General features: G+C 71.6%; 18 protein-coding genes. 11 read left to right on the top strand and 7 right to left on the bottom strand.

From position 1 onward, the window contains the following. Positions 1–97: 97 nt before the first annotated feature. From ACLQ25_RS02570 to ACLQ25_RS02560, 3 genes are all read left to right on the top strand, one after another. A complete protein-coding gene (locus tag ACLQ25_RS02570) occupies positions 98–1,150 on the top strand; it encodes a fatty acid desaturase family protein (RefSeq protein WP_425728672.1) in 1,053 nt (350 codons plus the stop codon). 69 nt (positions 1,151–1,219) lie between these two features. After that, complete coding sequence (locus tag ACLQ25_RS02565; protein WP_425728670.1) at positions 1,220–1,513, top strand: 4a-hydroxytetrahydrobiopterin dehydratase; 294 nt, start codon at positions 1,220–1,222, stop codon at positions 1,511–1,513. Beyond that, the gene (locus ACLQ25_RS02560; RefSeq protein WP_425728668.1) at positions 1,510–2,664 is read left to right on the top strand and encodes an FHA domain-containing protein; all 1,155 of its coding nucleotides are present in this window, start codon (positions 1,510–1,512) and stop codon (positions 2,662–2,664) included. The genes ACLQ25_RS02565 and ACLQ25_RS02560 overlap by 4 nt, the downstream gene beginning before the upstream one ends. A gap of 78 nt (positions 2,665–2,742) precedes the next feature. Here ACLQ25_RS02560 and rocD read toward each other — a convergent pair whose 3' ends face one another. The 5 genes from rocD to ACLQ25_RS02535 all read right to left on the bottom strand — a co-directional run bounded on the left by rocD (position 2,743) and on the right by ACLQ25_RS02535 (position 6,546). Next, positions 2,743–3,957, bottom strand: coding sequence for an ornithine--oxo-acid transaminase (rocD, locus tag ACLQ25_RS02555; RefSeq protein WP_425728951.1), 1,215 nt, complete (start codon positions 3,955–3,957; stop codon positions 2,743–2,745). Further along, positions 3,957–4,772, bottom strand: coding sequence for a dimethylargininase (gene ddaH, locus ACLQ25_RS02550; RefSeq protein WP_425728949.1), 816 nt, complete (start codon positions 4,770–4,772; stop codon positions 3,957–3,959). The genes rocD and ddaH overlap by 1 nt, the downstream gene beginning before the upstream one ends. A 416-nt stretch (positions 4,773–5,188) precedes the next feature. Beyond that, positions 5,189–6,022, bottom strand: coding sequence for a thrombospondin (locus ACLQ25_RS02545; protein WP_425728666.1), 834 nt, complete (start codon positions 6,020–6,022; stop codon positions 5,189–5,191). A gap of 117 nt (positions 6,023–6,139) precedes the next feature. After that, positions 6,140–6,385, bottom strand: coding sequence for a hypothetical protein (locus tag ACLQ25_RS02540; RefSeq protein WP_425728664.1), 246 nt, complete (start codon positions 6,383–6,385; stop codon positions 6,140–6,142). Beyond that, on the bottom strand, positions 6,382–6,546 hold the full coding sequence (locus ACLQ25_RS02535; RefSeq protein WP_425728662.1) for a hypothetical protein: 165 nt from the start codon (positions 6,544–6,546) through the stop codon (positions 6,382–6,384). Before ACLQ25_RS02535 ends, ACLQ25_RS02540 begins: the two co-directional genes overlap by 4 nt. Before the next feature lie 191 nt (positions 6,547–6,737). Between ACLQ25_RS02535 and ACLQ25_RS02530 the strand changes: the two genes are divergently transcribed. From ACLQ25_RS02530 to ACLQ25_RS02520, 3 genes are read left to right on the top strand one after another with little or no spacing between them, the layout of a single operon-like run. Continuing rightward, on the top strand, positions 6,738–7,625 hold the full coding sequence (locus ACLQ25_RS02530; protein WP_425728660.1) for a helix-turn-helix domain-containing protein: 888 nt from the start codon (positions 6,738–6,740) through the stop codon (positions 7,623–7,625). Then, positions 7,618–7,818, top strand: coding sequence for a DUF397 domain-containing protein (locus ACLQ25_RS02525; RefSeq protein ID WP_425728658.1), 201 nt, complete (start codon positions 7,618–7,620; stop codon positions 7,816–7,818). Before ACLQ25_RS02530 ends, ACLQ25_RS02525 begins: the two co-directional genes overlap by 8 nt. A gap of 39 nt (positions 7,819–7,857) precedes the next feature. After that, positions 7,858–8,667 carry an Fpg/Nei family DNA glycosylase gene (locus tag ACLQ25_RS02520; protein WP_425728656.1) on the top strand — a complete coding sequence of 270 codons (810 nt, stop codon included), beginning with the start codon at positions 7,858–7,860 and terminating at the stop codon, positions 8,665–8,667. Positions 8,668–8,836: 169 nt separating this feature from the next. Here ACLQ25_RS02520 and ACLQ25_RS02515 read toward each other — a convergent pair whose 3' ends face one another. Next, positions 8,837–9,703: an aminoglycoside phosphotransferase family protein gene (locus ACLQ25_RS02515; protein ID WP_425728654.1), complete on the bottom strand. Its 867-nt coding sequence runs from the start codon at positions 9,701–9,703 to the stop codon at positions 8,837–8,839. A gap of 68 nt (positions 9,704–9,771) precedes the next feature. Between ACLQ25_RS02515 and ACLQ25_RS02510 the strand changes: the two genes are divergently transcribed. Together ACLQ25_RS02510 and ACLQ25_RS02505 are read left to right on the top strand one after the other, a co-directional pair. Beyond that, entirely contained in the window at positions 9,772–10,653 is an 882-nt protein-coding gene (locus tag ACLQ25_RS02510) for a fructosamine kinase family protein (RefSeq protein ID WP_425728652.1), read from the top strand. Between the two features lie 13 nt (positions 10,654–10,666). Further along, complete coding sequence (locus ACLQ25_RS02505; protein WP_396804355.1) at positions 10,667–11,092, top strand: nucleoside deaminase; 426 nt, start codon at positions 10,667–10,669, stop codon at positions 11,090–11,092. Positions 11,093–11,126: 34 nt separating this feature from the next. On the opposite strand, the gene ACLQ25_RS02500 is transcribed toward ACLQ25_RS02505, so the two are convergent. Continuing rightward, entirely contained in the window at positions 11,127–12,023 is an 897-nt protein-coding gene (locus ACLQ25_RS02500) for an alpha/beta fold hydrolase (protein ID WP_425728650.1), read from the bottom strand. Positions 12,024–12,080: 57 nt separating this feature from the next. Between ACLQ25_RS02500 and ACLQ25_RS02495 the strand changes: the two genes are divergently transcribed. The 3 genes from ACLQ25_RS02495 to ACLQ25_RS02485 all read left to right on the top strand — a co-directional run bounded on the left by ACLQ25_RS02495 (position 12,081) and on the right by ACLQ25_RS02485 (position 15,072). After that, positions 12,081–12,659 carry a TetR/AcrR family transcriptional regulator gene (locus ACLQ25_RS02495; protein WP_425728649.1) on the top strand — a complete coding sequence of 193 codons (579 nt, stop codon included), beginning with the start codon at positions 12,081–12,083 and terminating at the stop codon, positions 12,657–12,659. A gap of 197 nt (positions 12,660–12,856) precedes the next feature. After that, positions 12,857–14,122, top strand: coding sequence for an AGE family epimerase/isomerase (locus ACLQ25_RS02490; protein WP_425728648.1), 1,266 nt, complete (start codon positions 12,857–12,859; stop codon positions 14,120–14,122). Then, positions 14,119–15,072 (top strand): carbohydrate kinase family protein, encoded by a 954-nt coding sequence (locus ACLQ25_RS02485; RefSeq protein ID WP_425728646.1) that lies wholly within the window; start codon positions 14,119–14,121, stop codon positions 15,070–15,072. The genes ACLQ25_RS02490 and ACLQ25_RS02485 overlap by 4 nt, the downstream gene beginning before the upstream one ends. The last annotated feature ends 666 nt before the right edge of the window (positions 15,073–15,738 follow it).

Here is a 15,738-nt window from a genome sequence, read left to right as displayed (position 1 = left end):
ACGGGGGTTCCCAGGGTTACTCAGCGCAACTTTTTGGGGCAGGGTTGACGGTAAGCCCGGACCGTCCGGTCCGATCCACATGAAGCGGGGAGCAGCGATGGCGCTCGGAGCGGTGGCGGAACGGCCCGCACGACGGCGGGGTAGTGACTACGCGCAGTTGTCCCGACGGGTCAGTCAAGCCGGTCTGCTGGAGCGGCGGCCCGCCTCGTACGTCGCCCGGATCGTGCTCACCCTGGGCGCGTTCGTGGCCGGCTGGGTCGCCGTGGTCCTCGTCGGCGACTCGTGGTGGCAGGTGGCGCTCGCCGTCGTGCTGGCGGTGGCCACCACCCAGGTCGCGTTCCTGGGCCACGACGCGGGACACCGTCAGATGTTCCGTCGTCGCCTTCCCAGCGAGCTGGTCGGGTTGGTCGCCGGCAACGCGGCGGTGGGGCTCAGCTACGGCTGGTGGGTCGACAAGCACAACCGGCACCACGCCAACCCGAACCACGAGGACGAGGATCCGGACGTCGGCGCGGGCGCCCTGGTGTGGACGTACGAGCAGGCACTGGGCACCCGGGGGTTCGGTCGGTGGCTGGCGCGACGGCAGGCGTACCTGTTCTTTCCGATGTTGCTCCTGGAGGGTTTGAACCTGCACGCGGCGAGCATCCGGGCGATCGTCGGCCGGGGGCCCGACGGCCGGTACGCCACCCCGATGCGGCACCGCGCGGTCGAGGCGGCGCTGCTCGCGGCGCACACCGTCGGCTACGCGGCGCTGCTGCTGGCGGTCATGTCGCCGGTCAAGGCGCTGCTCTTCGCCGCCGTGCACCAGGCGCTGTGGGGCCTCTACATGGGCTGCGCGTTCGCGCCGAACCACAAGGGCATGCCGATGCCGACCGCCGAGGACGAGTTGGACTTCCTGCGTAAGCAGGTGTTGACCTCGCGCAACGTGCGGGGCAACTGGCTTGTCGACACCGCGCTGGGCGGGCTCAACTACCAGATCGAGCACCACCTGTTTCCGAACATGCCCCGGGCCAACCTGCGCCGGGCGCAGCCAATCGTTCGCGCCTACTGCGCCGAGCAGGGCATCTCGTACGCGGAGACGGGTCTGGTCGAGTCGTACCGGCAGGCGCTTGCTCACCTGCACGAGGTGGGCCGGCCGTTGCGCCGCTGACGCGTCCCGCTGTGCCGTCCACCGGTGGCGCGTCCGACCCAGAGGGTGCGCCACCGGTAGGGTCTGCTCATGGCAGACCTGCTCACCGCGGACGCGGTGCGGAGAGAGCTGGGCGGGTTGACCGACTGGTCGGGCGACCCGACCGGCATCGGCCGTACCGCCCAGCTCGGCAGTTTCCCGGACGCCATCGCGGTGGTGGACCGGGTGGCGGCGGTGGCCGAGGAGATCGACCACCATCCCGACATCGACATCCGATGGCGGACCCTGACCTTCCGCTGTGTCACGCACTCGGCCGGCGGGGTAACCCACCGGGACATCGAGCTGGCCAGGCGGATTGACGACATCGTCCGGAGCGCGGCATGAGATTTGAGATCAGCAAGGTGCTGGACGCCATCGAGGGGCGGGTCTGCACCGACCCGTCGCTGGTCCGGGCGGTGCTCGACCTGGCCGAGATCATCCGTTACCAGGACATCGACGGCGGTCGGCCGGCGAGCCTGCTGCGGCTCGGCATGGTCATCGACGCGCTCTCCCGCGAACTGGAGGAGGACAGCGTTCAGGTGTACGCGGTGGTGCACCGCGCGCTTCTCTCCGACGCCGACCTGACGTCCAACGAGCGGATGGTGGTCCGCCGCTGGGCGGACGACGGGCTGGTCGAGGTGCTCGACAATCCCGGGGACCGGATGCTGGAGGTGGCCGACCTGCTCGGCGTGCCGGTACTCACCCGGGTCCGTTTCGACGGGCTGCGTGGGCGGTTCCCGTGGCTGGTCGAGCAGCCGGGTCGGGTGGTCGCCCCGGTGCCGGGCGCGGGTGGTCCGGTGTTCATCGCGCACGTCGGTGGCGGGCACGCCCCGGTCCCCGGCAAGCGCTCGCCCACCGGGGCGAAGCTGCTGGCCCGTGAGTGGCGGTGCCCGGAGTCGGGGTGCGCGCTGTTCGGCGGCGGTGGTGGGGGTGGGGCGTTCGCCGACCTCGCCGGCGGCGCGGACCGCAGTCCGGCCGCGCAGCCGCCGCCGTCGCTGCGCAACGGCGTACCGACCTGCCCCCGGCACGGCGCGCGGCTCAATGACGTGGGCCCGCGTCCGCGTACGGAGGTGCTCGCGGTACGCGTCGGCGGCCTGGTCCGGCGGCGGTTCGTGCTCAGTGAGGAGCAGCCGGTGGTGGCCGGCCGGGCACCGGAGCAGGAGGGCGGGATCATGCTCGGGCAGTGGCTCAACGACGAGGCCCGGCGGTGGATCAGCCGTGGTCACGTCCACTTCGAGCTGCGGGTCGGCGAGGTCATCGTGACCGACATCAGCACCAACGGCTCGGGCATCCGACCGGCCGGCTCGATGTCCGAGTCGGACCGGATTCCGCTCGCGCCGCAGCAGTCCCGGGTGCTGGGCGAGAACGACATGATCGAGCTGTACCCCGGCGTGCAGATCGGCCGCGCCGAGGAACTGCCGACCGGCGCCCCGTTCACCCCCACCTCGGTGATGGCCGAGGCCCCCACAATGGCGATGCGCCTACCCCGTCCCTGACCCCCATCCGGTTGATCATGAAGTTATTGCCACGACACGCCGAGGCGGCGGGCAATAACTTCATGATCAACGCAGGGGTTACGCGGCCAGCACCTCGGCTAGCGTCGCGATGGCCTGGTCGATCTCCTCTTCGGTGATCACCAGGGGCGGGGCCAGCCGGATCGTGGAGCCGTGGGTGTCCTTGGCGAGGATGCCGCGCTCCATCAGGCGCTCGCACGCCTCGCGTCCGCTCATCAGCGCCGGGTCGATGTCCAGACCGGCCCACAGGCCCCGGACTCGTACGCCGACGAGGCCCTTGCCGACCAGCCCTTCCAGGCCGGCCCGCAGCCGCTCACCCAGCTCGGCCGAGCGGCGCTGGAACTCGCCCGTCGCCAGTAGCCGTACGACCTCGGTGGCCACCGAGCAGGCCAGGGGGTTGCCGCCGAAGGTGGAGCCGTGCTGGCCGGGCTTGAGCACGCCCAGCACGTCGGTGTTCGCGGCCACCGCGGAGACCGGCACGATGCCGCCGCCGAGCGCCTTGCCCAGCAGGTACATGTCGGGCACGACGCCCTCGTGGTCGCAGGCGAAGGTCCGGCCGGTACGCCCCAGACCCGATTGGATCTCGTCGGCGATGAACAGCACGTTCCGTTCGGTGCAGACCTGGCGTACGCCCGGCAGGTAACCCTCCGGCGGCACCACGACGCCCTGCTCGCCCTGAATGGGCTCCAGCAGCACGGCGACGGTGTTCTCGTCGATCGCGGCGGCGAGGGCGTCCAGGTCGCCGTACGGCACGACCGTGAAGCCCGGGGTGTACGGCCCGAAGTCGGCGCGGGCGTCCTCGTCGGTGGAGAAGCTGACGATGGTGGTCGTCCGGCCGTGGAAGTTGCCCTCGGCCACCACGATGTTCGCCTGACCGGCCGGTACGCCCTTGACCTGGTAGCCCCACTTGCGGGCCACCTTGATCCCGGTCTCCACGGCCTCGGCGCCGGTGTTCATCGGGAGCACGAGGTCCTTGCCGCACAGCTCGGCCAGCTCCCGGCAGAAGTCGGCGAACTGGTCGTGGATGAACGCGCGGCTGGTCAGCGTCAGCCGGTCGAGTTGGGCGTGCGCGGCGGCGATGAGCTGCGGGTGCCGGTGGCCGAAGTTCAGCGCCGAGTAGCCGGCCAGGCAGTCCAGGTAGCGCTTGCCGTCGACGTCGGTGAGCCACGCGCCCTCGGCCGACGAGATCACCACCGGCAGCGGGTGGTAGTTGTGCGCCGTCCAGCGCTCGGCGTCCCGGACCGCTCCCGGCGTACGCAGCTTGTCATCCACGATCACTTGCTTGCCTTTCCCTGACGGAGTCGCAGCGTGCAGCACTTCGGTCCGCCGCCGGCCTTACGCAGCTCGGACAGGTCGACACCGATGGTCTCGTAACCCCGGTCGCGCAGCTTGGCGGCCAGGTCGGTGGCCTGCGCGGGCAGCACGACGTGCCGGCCGTCGCTGACCGCGTTCAGGCCCAGCACCTCGGCGTCGGCCATGGTGGCGTGCACGGCGTCGGGGAAGAGCCGGCGCAGCACGGCCTGGCTGCCGGGGGAGAAGGCCTCCGGCAGGTACGCCACGGTCCGCTCGTCGAGGACGGTCAGCGCGGTGTCCAGGTGGTAGAAGCGCGGGTCGACGAGCTGCAGGGTGATCACCGGGTAGCCGAAGACCTCCTGCAACTGAGCGTGCGCGGCGTGGGCGGTCCGGAAGCCGGTGCCGGCCAGCAGGTGGTCGCCGGCCAGCAGGACGTCGCCCTCACCCTCGTTGACGTGCTTCGGGTCGTGCATCTCGAACCCGGCGGCCTCGAACCAGGCCCGGTAGGCCGGCGCCTCGTCGGCGCGCTGCGGGTCGCGGAACTGCACGGCCATGGCCTTGCCGTCGATCACGGTGCCGCCGTTGGCGGCGAAGACCATGTCGGGCAGGCCGGGCACCGGAGTGATCTCCTCGACGGTGTGGCCCAGGTCAAGGTACGTCTGGCGAAGCTGCTCCCACTGCCGGACGGCCAGCGCGGGGTCGACCGGCGCGCTCGGGTCCATCCAGGGGTTGATGGCGTAGTCGACGGCGAAGTACGTCGGCCGGCACATCAAGAGGCGCTGGCTGGTGGCGTCCATCGTCATTGTCCTGCTCCCAGGGGTCGGGCGCGCCCGGCCACCGTGGCCCACGGGCTGGCGCCGTTGCTCAACGTTATGTGGCGTCAGCGAAAGGATCCACCACCAAGAGTTGCGCAGAGCATAGATCCGTTGCGTCTAACGAACCCCCACCAACGATTCGTTGCGCAGACCGGCCGGCCGGCCTCTCCGGGGTCGCCGACCAGGGCTCAACGGTGATCAAGAGGTTTGCGTCACCAGAAGCCGGTCTGATGACGCGAACCTCTTGATCAACTGGTCTGGACTGGCCCCGGACACACTTCAGGGGCGGCGAATCGCCGCCCCTGAAACGGTGTTGCCCTGCTGGTGAACCACCGTCGGGCTGCCGGCGAACCGCCGGCTCTTCGCCGGTGCACCACCGGCGAGCGGAACAGTGCCCGCTAGAAACGATCCACAAACTGTGAGTCGAGCCACTCACGGAGGCGCTGCACCCAGTCGCCGTCCGTGGTCGGCCAGGCGAACTGACCGGTCATCGCGAGTACGCCGACCACCACGGCCGCCAGCCCGATGAGGATACCGAACAGCGCGTCGGTCTTGCCGGCGACGTGCCGGCGGCGGGTCGCCATCAGGCCGAGCACCGACAGCACCGCGCCGAACGCGCCGAGCCCGATGCCGTACCCGGCCAGGGTGCCGCTCAGCACGAACATCGCGCCGACGACGGAGACGATCAGGCCGAGGGTGGCGAGCAGGCTGGCCCGCGGCTTCGGGCCGCGCGTCACCGGTTCCGGCTCGGCGTCGCGAGCGGGGGTCGTGTCGACCGGACGGTCGGTCACATCGGGCCGCCGGGTCGTCGTCCGGTCGAGGTCCGTGTCGTGCTCCGGCCGTCGGGTCGTACCGTCGAGGTCCTTGTCGCGCTCGATGGTCGGGGCGGCGGCGGTGCCCGTCTTGGCGGCGAGCGGCCGGCTCTCGCCCTCCGTCGTGCGGGCGGTGTCGGTCTCCACCGGCCGGGCGGTGGCGGCGCGGGCCACGGCCGCGCGCTCCGCGGCCCGTCGCTCGGCCTCGCCGGTGCGCCCGGTCCGTCCGGCGGTCGCCGTGGCGTCGCCGGTCGCCGTAGTGCTGCGGTACGTCGTCTGGTCGGCGTCCCGGTCGGTCACAACCGGTCGGCCTTCGTCGGTCTGGCCCGTCTCGGTGACCGGGGTATCGGGACCGTCAATGTTCTCGTCCCGCGTCGGCGTCTGCTCGGACCGCCGGGACAGCGAAGGAATCCTGACCACTACACACCTCCTGTTGAATGCGTGGTGGCCGACGTTCGGGGGTGGCACCCACGCGCTACGACCCCGAAATACCCACCTCGGCGTTTCCTGACACCGATTCCGGGTACGGCCCGTCGATCAGGTGCGGATCCGCCGGGCGGTGTCGCGCAGCACCCGCAGCCCGGCGCGTCGTACGTACACCTCCCGCTTGTCGACGGCCAGGCCGTTGTCGCTCAGGACGTAGCCGGTCAGCCAGACCCACCCCTCGTACGTCGGTCGCGCGTCCACGCTCACCAGGCGGAGGCGCAGCGCTCGGTCGCCGGAGAACTGCACCGAGCAGGCCGAGCCGATCAGCAGTAGGTCGCCGGGTTTCAGCTCGGTCACGTCGGCCAGTGCCCACGGCTGATCGGGATGCGGTGGCGGGCCCGGCAGGGCAGCTCCGCGCCGCAGCGGCACACCCTGCGCCAGCGCGCCCAACTCCAGACGGGCCGATGCCGGCGGGCGAGGGTCAGCGCGGTGACCAACAGATATTCGTTGTACGACACGCGCTGCTCCTTGACCAATGCCGCCCCATTTGTTGGTGACTCGAATAAGGGACAGGGTGTTCCATGCTGGCCCCCTTGTGCAACGCCACCCGCCCCCCATAGCCTCGACTCGTATCGACGCACGCGGAATGCGCAACAAATGCGTGCGAGGCGCAACAATTAATGTTGCAGGAAGGGCGAGGTGATGTTGCATGACGGATGCAACAGTTGGGTCCACGGTCCCTCGGCGGCAGCTCGGGCGGCTGCTCACCCAGCTCCGCGAGGACGCTGCGGTGACGTTGGACGCCGCTGCCCAGGCGCTGGACTGCTCGCGGCAGAAGGTGTGGCGCGTTGAGAAGGGGTTGGTTCCGGTGCGGGTCGTGGATGCCCGCGCTATGTGCGCTCTCTACCAGGTTCCGGAAGAGATGAAGGAAATTGTGGCCGCGCTCGCCAAGGAGACGCGTGCCAAGGGTTGGTGGCATTCCTACGGCGATGTCGTCCCGTCGTGGTTCTCGCTCTACGTCGGCCTGGAATCGTCCGCCAGTCTGATCCGCCGATACGACTCGGAGCTGATTCCGGGCCTCCTGCAAACCCGCGAGTACGCCAGCGAGTTGTTCCGCCGCAAGAACCCGACCATGAGCGCACAGGATCGGGAGAAGCTGGTGGAGCTGAGATTGCAGCGACAGAGCATCCTCGTGCGCCGGCTGCCCGCCGCGCCCGTCCTGCGGGTCGTCCTCAGCGAAGCGGTGCTACGCCGCACGATCCCCGACCGGCGGGCGATGGCGGGGCAGTTGCGCCACCTCCTCGCCGTGGCCACGCTGCCGAACGTGAGCCTGCGGGTGCTGCCGTTCGCCGCCGGCCCACCCCTGGCCAGCGAGACCGGCACCTTCGTGCTGCTGGGCTTCCCGCAGCCCCTCGGGCGGGCGTCGACCGAGCCCACCACCATCTACCTGGAGAACATCACCGGCGCGCTCTACCTCGACAAGCCGGCCGAGGTGGCCGCCTTCGAACAGGTCTGGTCGGACCTGGAGACGCTCGCGTCCACTGAGGCAGAATCAGAGAAAACGATCACTTCGATCATCGAGGAGCATCATGACTGACCTTGCCCGGGCCCGCTGGCGCAAGAGCACCCGCAGCGGCGGGAGCGGTGGTGACTGCGTCGAGGTGGCCGACAACCTCCCCGGCCTGGTGGGCGTACGCGACAGCAAGGACCCGACCGGCCCGGCGCTCACCTTCACCCCGGCCACCTGGGCGACGTTCGTCAGCGGCCTCAAGGAGCAGCGCCAAGCCTGACCAGGCCGCTCCCGGCACGGCTGGCTATCCTTGGCACCCGTGCCAGAGGGACACACGATCCACCGCCTGGCGGCCCGGCACGCCGAGCTGTTCGCCGGTGACAAGCTGCACGCCGCCAGCCCGCAGGGCCGCTTCGCCGACGGTGCCGCGCGGCTCTCCGGCACCGTCCTGGACGGCACCGAGGCGTACGGCAAGCACCTGCTACACCACTTCGCCGACGAAGTGACCCTGCACGTGCACCTCGGGCTGTACGGCAAGTTCACCGACGGATCAGGGACGCCCCCCGAGCCCGTCGGCCAGGTGCGACTGCGGTTGGCCAGCGACCGGCACTGGCTGGACCTGCGCGGTCCGACCGCCTGCGAACTGCTCACCCCACCCGAGGTCGACGCCCTGCGAGCCCGCCTCGGCCCCGACCCCCTGCGCGCCGACGCCGACCCCGAGCGGGCGTACGCCCGGATCTCCCGCAGCCCGACGCCCCTCGCGGCCCTGCTGCTCGACCAGTCGGTGGTGGCCGGCACGGGGTTGATCTTCGTGACCGAGGCGCTGTTCCGGGCCGGGCTGCCGCCCACGATGCCCGGTCGTGCGCTGACCCGAGCCGGCTGGGACGCCCTCTGGGCCGACCTGGTCGCGTTGATGCGGCTCGCCCTGGAACACGGGCGGATCGACACCGTCCGCGAGGCCCACCTGCCCGAGGCGATGGGTCGGCCGGCGCGCGTCGACCGCCACGGCGGCGAGGTGTACGTCTACCGCCGCGCCGGCGCGCCCTGCCACATCTGCGGCACCGAGGTCAGTCGCGGCGAACTGGTCGGCCGTAACCTCTACTGGTGCCGTACCTGCCAGACGGGCTGACCCTCCCGCGCGGTGCCGCCCGCCGGCCCGCGCTCGCCCGCGCCAGGACCAGCTTGATCGCGGCCTCGCGTGCATGGTCGCGCTAAACCAGGATGTAGTGGCCTCCGGCGGCCGCGAAGCCACTACATCCTGGATCGAGCACGATCAACGAAGGCCGCACACCCGGGCGTCAGTCGCTGCCGAGCAGCCAGCGGACCACCTCGACCTGGTGCGCGAAGACGACCTGGTCGGCGATGCTCCAGGCCAGGCAGTGACCGATCGTCCAGCCCCGGACCCGGTCGACGTCCAGCCCGAGGTCGGTGCTGAGCCGGTCGAGCCGGTGCCGGACGGCCGCCGGCGAGTGACCCAGCTCCGGACCGCGTACGAGTGGCACCACCGAGAACTCCCGCTCGCCGATCAGCGGCTTGGGATCGATCGCCAGCCAGGGGGCGCGTTCGGCGGCGAGCACGTTGCCGGCGTGCAGGTCCTGGTTGACGAGCACCTGCTCGCCCTGGCTCGCCGACAGGTCGACCAGCAGGGCGCGCGCCGCGTCGAGGAGCCGCCGCTCGTACGGCCGACCGGCCCGTTCCCAACTGCGCGGTATCCGTTCGAGCCAGCCGGCGGCCTCCTCGGCGAGCGGGGTGAACGGCGCGCCGGCCGGTCGCCAGAGCCGGGGCAGCAGGTCGACCGCCGCGTCCAGCGCCCGGTCCATCGATAGTTCGTGCAGGGGCGTACCGGGTCGGCAGCGCTCCACCAGCAGCGCGCGCCGTTCGGGGTCGTGGGCGAGCAGCCGGATCGCGCCCTCGCCGGCCCAGTGGCCGAGCGCGTGGGCCTCGTACCGGCTGTCCTCGTCCGGGAACTGGACCTTGAGCACCGCCGCCGTACCGTCGGGCAGATCGGCGGGGAGTGCCACCGAGGCGTACGCGTACCGGAACGGCGGACCGAGCCGCAGCGACCACCGCTCGGCGCACTCCGCCACCAGCGTCGGCAGCGCGGTCAGCCAGGCCCGGCCCACCGCTGACGCTCGTACCCAAGCAAGCCCCTCGGGTAGTTCCATCCCGCCATCCTGCCCGGAGCGCGGCAGAAAGGGTGGACACCAGTTCGAGCATCCGGGAGCCTGTCGTGATGCGACCGGGGCCGTTCTTGCGGGAAAGCCTGCTGCGCGCCGGGATGCGCGATGTCGTCGCCGTCGAGCCGGCGGCAGGCGGGCTCGCGGCGCTCGCGGGCATCGCCACCCGCCGGGACGCGCCGTCGGTGTTCGTCAAGGCGTTCGCCGAGCCGCCGGCCGACGACGTCTTCCCCGCCGAGGCCGACGGGTTGGCCGCGCTGCGCGACCTGGGCGGCGTACCGACGCCCGAGGTCATCCTCGCGGACCGGGACGTGCTGGTGCTGTCGCTGCTGCGGCCGAGGCCGAGCAGCGAGGCGTTCTGGGAGCGGTTCGCACAACAGTTGGCCCACCTGCACCTGAGCACGACCCATCCGCGCTTCGGTTGGCACCGGGACAACTGGCTGGGGCGTCGCCGACAGGTCAACACCTGGAACGACGACGGGTTCGCGTTCTTCGCGCAGCACCGGCTGCTCCGGTGGCTCGGCGAGCCCCGTGTCGACGCCGCGCTCGACCGGCAGGACCGGGCGGCGCTGGAACGGCTCTGCTCGCGGCTGCCCGAGTTGCTGCCGGAACGGCCCGCGTGCCTCACGCACGGAGACCTGTGGGCGCAGAACATCCTGGCCACGCCGGACGGGGAGCCGGCGCTGATCGACCCGGCGGTGTCCTACCTGTGGGCCGAGGTCGACCTCGCCCACGTCTGGACGACGTCGCCACCGCCCGAGGCGCGGCGGTTCTTCGACGTCTACGCCGAGCTGACGTCGCTCGATGACGATTGGCAGGCCCGGATGCCGATCATCCAATTGCGACAGCACCTCGCGGTGCTGGCCCAGTTCGACGACGATTGGGGCGCGGGCGACCAGATCCGCGCCACACTCGCCCCGTTCCGCAGCAGGACGTGACCCGGGAGGCCGTGTGACACCCGACGACGAGAAGTTCCTCCGCCGCGCCGTGGAGATCGCCAGCCAGGCCGGGGCGTCCGGCGAACGGCCGTTCGGCTCGTTGCTGGTCGACGCGGACGGTGTCGTCCTCGTCGAGGACCACAACACCGTGGTCTCCGATTCGGACATCACCGCCCACCCGGAGTTGAAGTTGGCCCGCTGGGCCGCCCGGGAGCTGTCTGCCGAGGTGGCCGCCGGCACCACCATGTTCACGAGTTGCCAGCCCTGCCCCATGTGCGCGACGGCGATCGACCGCTCCGGCCTCGGCCGGGTGGTGTACGCGCTCTCCAGCGAGCAGTTCGAGGAGGTCAAGCCGGCCACCCCGCCGCTGCCTCCGGTGCGCTACGAGGGGCCGGCGCTGTTCGAGGAGGCGCGTCGGCCGATCGACGACCACTACTAGGAGGCCGGGCGTTCGACACCGAACGGCGTCGCAGCTAGTCGGCCGCGAGGAAGTCCTCCAGGACGCCGGTGAAATGAGCCGGCTGCTCCTCGGCGGGGTAGTGGCCGCAGTCGTCGAGGACGACGCCGGTGACGTCGTCGGCCGCGAGCCGCATCGTGTGCGCGGCAATCGGGCCGCTCCACAGCGCGCCGCCGACGGCGAGCACCGGCAGCTTCAGTCGGGACGTGCTGCGTTGCTGATTCTGCGCGATCGTCTCGTCCAATGCCCGGTAGTACGCGAAGCTCGCCCGCAGCCCGCGCGGGTCCGTGACGATCGCGTCGACGTAGACGTCGATGGCGTACGCGGGGATCGTGGTCGGGGTGGCGGCCTTGGTGGCGAACTGCCAGCCGAAGAAGAGTCGCTCCCGCCCTCGGACCAGTTCCTCGTTGAGGTCGGTGAGTCGGTTGAAGCCGAACTGCCAGAGCTTCTCGTTGGCCGCGGCCGGACCGAAGAACGGCGGGGACGGGCTGAGCCCGGGGATCACGGCTTCGGCGACGGCGAGACGACCCACCTGATCGGGATGATCGGCCGCGAGGGCGTACGCGGTCCACGTGCCGATGTCGTGTCCGACCACGTCGAACCGGTCGTGCCCGAGCGCGGACATCAGCGCGGCCAGATCGCCGGCCAGTGTGCCAGCGTCGTAACCGTCGTCCGGCTTGTCGGAGAGCCCGGCCCCGCGCGGGTCGACGGCGACGACGGTGTGCTCACGGGCGAGCGCGGGCATCACCTCCCGCCAGGCGTACCAGGTCTGTGGCCACCCGCCGACCAGCAGCAGTGCCGGGCCGTGCCCGCCGGTGACGGCGTGCAGCCGTACTCCGTCCACCTGCACCATGCGGCTCGTGAAGACGTCGAGGAACCCGTCGGGCAGTTGCAGCGATTTCAGCTGTGTCATGGCGGGGAGCATACGCATCTTTGAACGATCAGTACAAGATGTGTAGACTGATGAACCATGGCGGGCCGTAAGCAGTTCGACGTCGACGAGGCGCTGCGACGCGCGATGCACGTCTTCTGGCGCTGGGGCTATTCGGAAGCCTCGATCGAGCGCCTCACCGAGGGCACCGGCCTGGGCAGGGGCTCGCTCTACGGCACCTTCGGCGACAAGAGCGCCCTCTTTCGCAAGAGCCTCCTGCGGTACGCGGAGACCTACCACCCGTTGTACCAACAGGCGCTGTCCCACTCTCAGGCGAACCCGGGCGCCGTGGTGGCTGCCTACCTGCGGGTCACCCTGGACCGCATCGCCGACCCGGCGGTTCCGGACGGCTGCCTGCTGACCATGTCGGCCGCGCAGCTCCAGGCCCTCGACGCGGAGGGCCAGGCGATGGTCCAGGCCATGATCGCCGGTTTGCGGGCGATGCTGGAGCAGGCGTTGCTGGCGGCGGGGGCCGGTGACCAGGAGGCGGCCGACCTGGCGTTGTGCGCGCTGGCCGCAAACAAGTCCCTGGCGGTGCTGAGCCGTGCCGGCTTCACCGGCGACGACCTGGCGACCGTCGCCGCAGCCGTCGCCCGTACGCCCGAGAACGGGAATTGACAGTACGTCGGTCATCAGAGCACGCTGGAGGAGTGACAACGATGTCAACGGACAAATGGGTGGAGAATCGTACTTCCGATTCTCCCGACGTCCGCGTCGTCGGCGGCGTACCGTTGGCGGGTTTTCCGGCGCGGACCCGGTCCGTCCGCCGATCCTGGCCGTGTGGCCCCCTTCCTACTCGACGGTGACCAGCTGACATGACCGACGCGCCCCGCTTCGACGCCGAACCGACCCCTGCCCCGGCGGGGGTGCCCGACCTGCCCGACCTGGACGGTTTCCTCGCCGACCAGACCCGCACGCTGCTCGACACGGCCCGCCGCTCGGTCCGACCCGAGGGTGGCTTCTGGTGGCTGACCGACGACCGCACCCCGGACCGGGGCGAAGCCGTCTACACCTGGATCACCTGCCGGATGACCCACGTGGCCGCGCTCGCCCACCGCAACGGCGACCCGACTGCCGCCGCCATCGTCGACCACGGCGTCGCCGCGCTCGACACGCTGCTGCGCGACGACCGGTACGGCGGCTGGTTCAACGCGGTGGACCAGCAGGGCACGCCGATCGACGAGCGCAAGGCCGGGTACGACCACGCGTTCGTGCTGCTCGCCGCGTCGAGCGCCGCCCGGGCTGGGCGCCCCGGCGCGGACCGGCTGCTCGCCGACGCGCTCAGCGTGGTCCTGGACCGGTTCTGGGACGACGAGGCGGGCGCGGTCCGCGAGTCGTGGAACCGGGACTGGACGGTCACCGAGGACTACCGGGGCGCGAACAGCAGCATGCACATGGTCGAGGCGTTCCTCGCCGCTGCCGCCGCCACCGGGGACACGAGCTGGACCGACCGGGCGCTGCGGATCGCCACCCACCTGGTGCACACCGAGGCCGCCCGGCACGACTGGCGGCTGCCCGAGCACTTCACGGCCGACTGGACGCCGCTGCTCGACTACAACCGGGACCAGCCCGCCGACCCGTTCCGGCCGTACGGCTCGACGATGGGCCACTGGCTGGAATGGGCCCGTCTGCTGCTCGAACTGGAAGCCGTCCTGCCGCAGCCGCCGGGCTGGCTGCTCGCCGACGCCCGTACCCTCTTCGCCGCCGCCCTGCGACGTGGCTGGGCGGTCGACGGCGCGGACGGCTTCGTCTACACGATCGACTGGGACGACCGGCCCGTGGTCCGCTCCCGGATGCACTGGGTACTGGCCGAGGCCATCGGCGCGGCGGTCACCCTGGGCCGCCGGACCGGGGACGCCGTCTACGCCGATTGGTACCGGGTCTTCTGGGCGTACGCGCGCCGCTACCTGATCGACGGCACCGGCTGGCGGCACGAGCTGGACGCGCGGAACCTGCCCGCCGACACGGTCTGGCACGGTCGACCCGACGTTTACCACGCGTACCAGGCGGTGCTGCTGTCCCGCTCGGCCGACAGCCTCGGCGGCCCCGGCCCGCTCGCCCCGGGCACGGTGACCGCATGATCGTGGTAGCCGGAGAGGCCCTCATCGACCTGGTGGTGACCGCCGACGGGCAACGGGCGGTCCCGGGCGGGTCGCCGGCGAACGTGGCGGTCACCCTGGCCCGGCTCGACCAGCCGGTATGGCTGCTGGCCCGCCTCGGCTCCGACGAGTACGGCCGGCAGATCGCCGACTACCTGGCGGCCAACCAGGTGGACCTGCGCTGGGCCGTCCGCGCGTCCGAGCCCACCTCGGTGGCGGTCGCCACCCTGGACGCCACCGGCCAGGCCAGCTACGAGTTCCGGCTCGACGGCGCGGCGGACTGGCAGTGGACGCCGCAGGAACTGCCCGACCTCGCCGGCTCCTCGGCGACGGCCCTGCACACCGGGTCGCTCGCCCTCGCGCTCGCCCCCGGCGCGCAGGCGCTGGAAGGGCTACTCGCCCGCGAACGCGACCGCGGCGGGCTCACCCTCTCGATCGACCTCAACCTGCGCCCGAGCATCGTCACCGACCGGGCCGCCGAGCAGGAGCGGGTACGCCGACAGGTGCCCCTCGCGCACCTGGTCAAGGCCAGCGACGAGGACCTGGCCTGGCTCTACCCGGACCGGTCGATCGCCGACGTGATGGCCGAGTGGCGCGAGGCCGGAGTGTCCTGCGCGGTGGTGACCCGCGGTGGTGAGGGCGTTTGGCTGCTCGCCCCGAACGGGGTTCTGCACGAGCAGCCGGCCGTACGTACCACGGTGGTGGACACCGTCGGCGCGGGCGACTCGTTCACCGGTGGCCTGCTCGCCGCACTGGCCGACATCGACGCGCTCGGCGACCGGCCGGCCGAACGGCTCGCCGCAGTGACCGAGCAGCAGTGGACGGCGGTACTGCGCCAAGCGGCGACCGTGGCGGCCCTGACCTGCGCCCGCCGAGGCGCCAACCCCCCATCCCAAGCAGAAGTAAAAGCCCTCCTAACCACAGCAACCTGACCCACCCCGCCCCCCGCCCACCCCGCCCCCCGCCCACCCCGCCCACCCCGCCCGCCCCGCCCGCCCCGCCCACCCCGCCCACCCCGCCCGCCCCGCCCACCCCGCCCGCCCCGCCCGCCCCGCCCGCCCCGCCGCCCCGCCGCCCCGCCGCCCCGCCGCCCCGCCGCCCCGCCCGGGTCGATCATGGACTCGTGGTGGGCGTTCCGTGGTGCTTTGCGGCATACGCGAGGCACCGCAAGTCCATGATCGCCGTGGCCGCCACCCCCTAGACCTCCGCGATCTTGCACTTTCTGTCCCGACGAAACGGTCGGATCCGCGCAAAGCGGCGACAGAAAGTGCAAGATCGGCGGGCGCGGGCGCGGGCGCGGGCGCGGGGTTGGGGGTTGGGGGGTGGCCTCGGTGTAGGAGGCGGGTGGGTGGGTGGGACTGTCGTCGACGGTGGGGAGTCGTCGCCGGTGATGCGGTCGAAGAGGCGCTCGGTGGCCACGCGGGCCTGCTCGCGGCAGCCCGCGTACTCCGTTCAAGCGGCGCCGCTTCGACCAACCTGGTCACCGCGGTTGAGCAGCACAGCGGCGCCGTGTGCGGAGCGGCGGCGGGCACTGATTCGGGTGGGCCGGTTTCGTGTTGAACCTTCGTCGTGGGCGCGCCGTTGGGGAGCTAGACAGC

The sequence above is a fragment of the Micromonospora sp. DT44 genome, from assembly GCF_049841635.1.
Lineage (GTDB): Bacteria > Actinomycetota > Actinomycetes > Mycobacteriales > Micromonosporaceae > Micromonospora.
The sequence above is the reverse complement of the archived record's forward strand: the minus strand, read 5'-3'. Positions and strand labels throughout refer to the sequence as shown.

Coding starts and splice junctions, on each gene's coding strand:
- ACLQ25_RS02560 (WP_425728668.1), top strand. CDS start 1,510: ATGAGATTTGAGATCAGCAAGGTGCTGGACGCCATCGAGGGGCGGGTC.
- ACLQ25_RS02515 (WP_425728654.1), bottom strand. CDS start 9,703: ATGGAACTACCCGAGGGGCTTGCTTGGGTACGAGCGTCAGCGGTGGGC.
- ACLQ25_RS02530 (WP_425728660.1), top strand. CDS start 6,738: ATGACGGATGCAACAGTTGGGTCCACGGTCCCTCGGCGGCAGCTCGGG.
- ACLQ25_RS02525 (WP_425728658.1), top strand. CDS start 7,618: ATGACTGACCTTGCCCGGGCCCGCTGGCGCAAGAGCACCCGCAGCGGC.
- ACLQ25_RS02570 (WP_425728672.1), top strand. CDS start 98: ATGGCGCTCGGAGCGGTGGCGGAACGGCCCGCACGACGGCGGGGTAGT.
- ddaH (WP_425728949.1), bottom strand. CDS start 4,772: ATGGACGCCACCAGCCAGCGCCTCTTGATGTGCCGGCCGACGTACTTC.
- ACLQ25_RS02565 (WP_425728670.1), top strand. CDS start 1,220: ATGGCAGACCTGCTCACCGCGGACGCGGTGCGGAGAGAGCTGGGCGGG.
- ACLQ25_RS02500 (WP_425728650.1), bottom strand. CDS start 12,023: ATGACACAGCTGAAATCGCTGCAACTGCCCGACGGGTTCCTCGACGTC.
- ACLQ25_RS02495 (WP_425728649.1), top strand. CDS start 12,081: ATGGCGGGCCGTAAGCAGTTCGACGTCGACGAGGCGCTGCGACGCGCG.
- ACLQ25_RS02485 (WP_425728646.1), top strand. CDS start 14,119: ATGATCGTGGTAGCCGGAGAGGCCCTCATCGACCTGGTGGTGACCGCC.
- ACLQ25_RS02490 (WP_425728648.1), top strand. CDS start 12,857: ATGACCGACGCGCCCCGCTTCGACGCCGAACCGACCCCTGCCCCGGCG.
- ACLQ25_RS02510 (WP_425728652.1), top strand. CDS start 9,772: ATGCGACCGGGGCCGTTCTTGCGGGAAAGCCTGCTGCGCGCCGGGATG.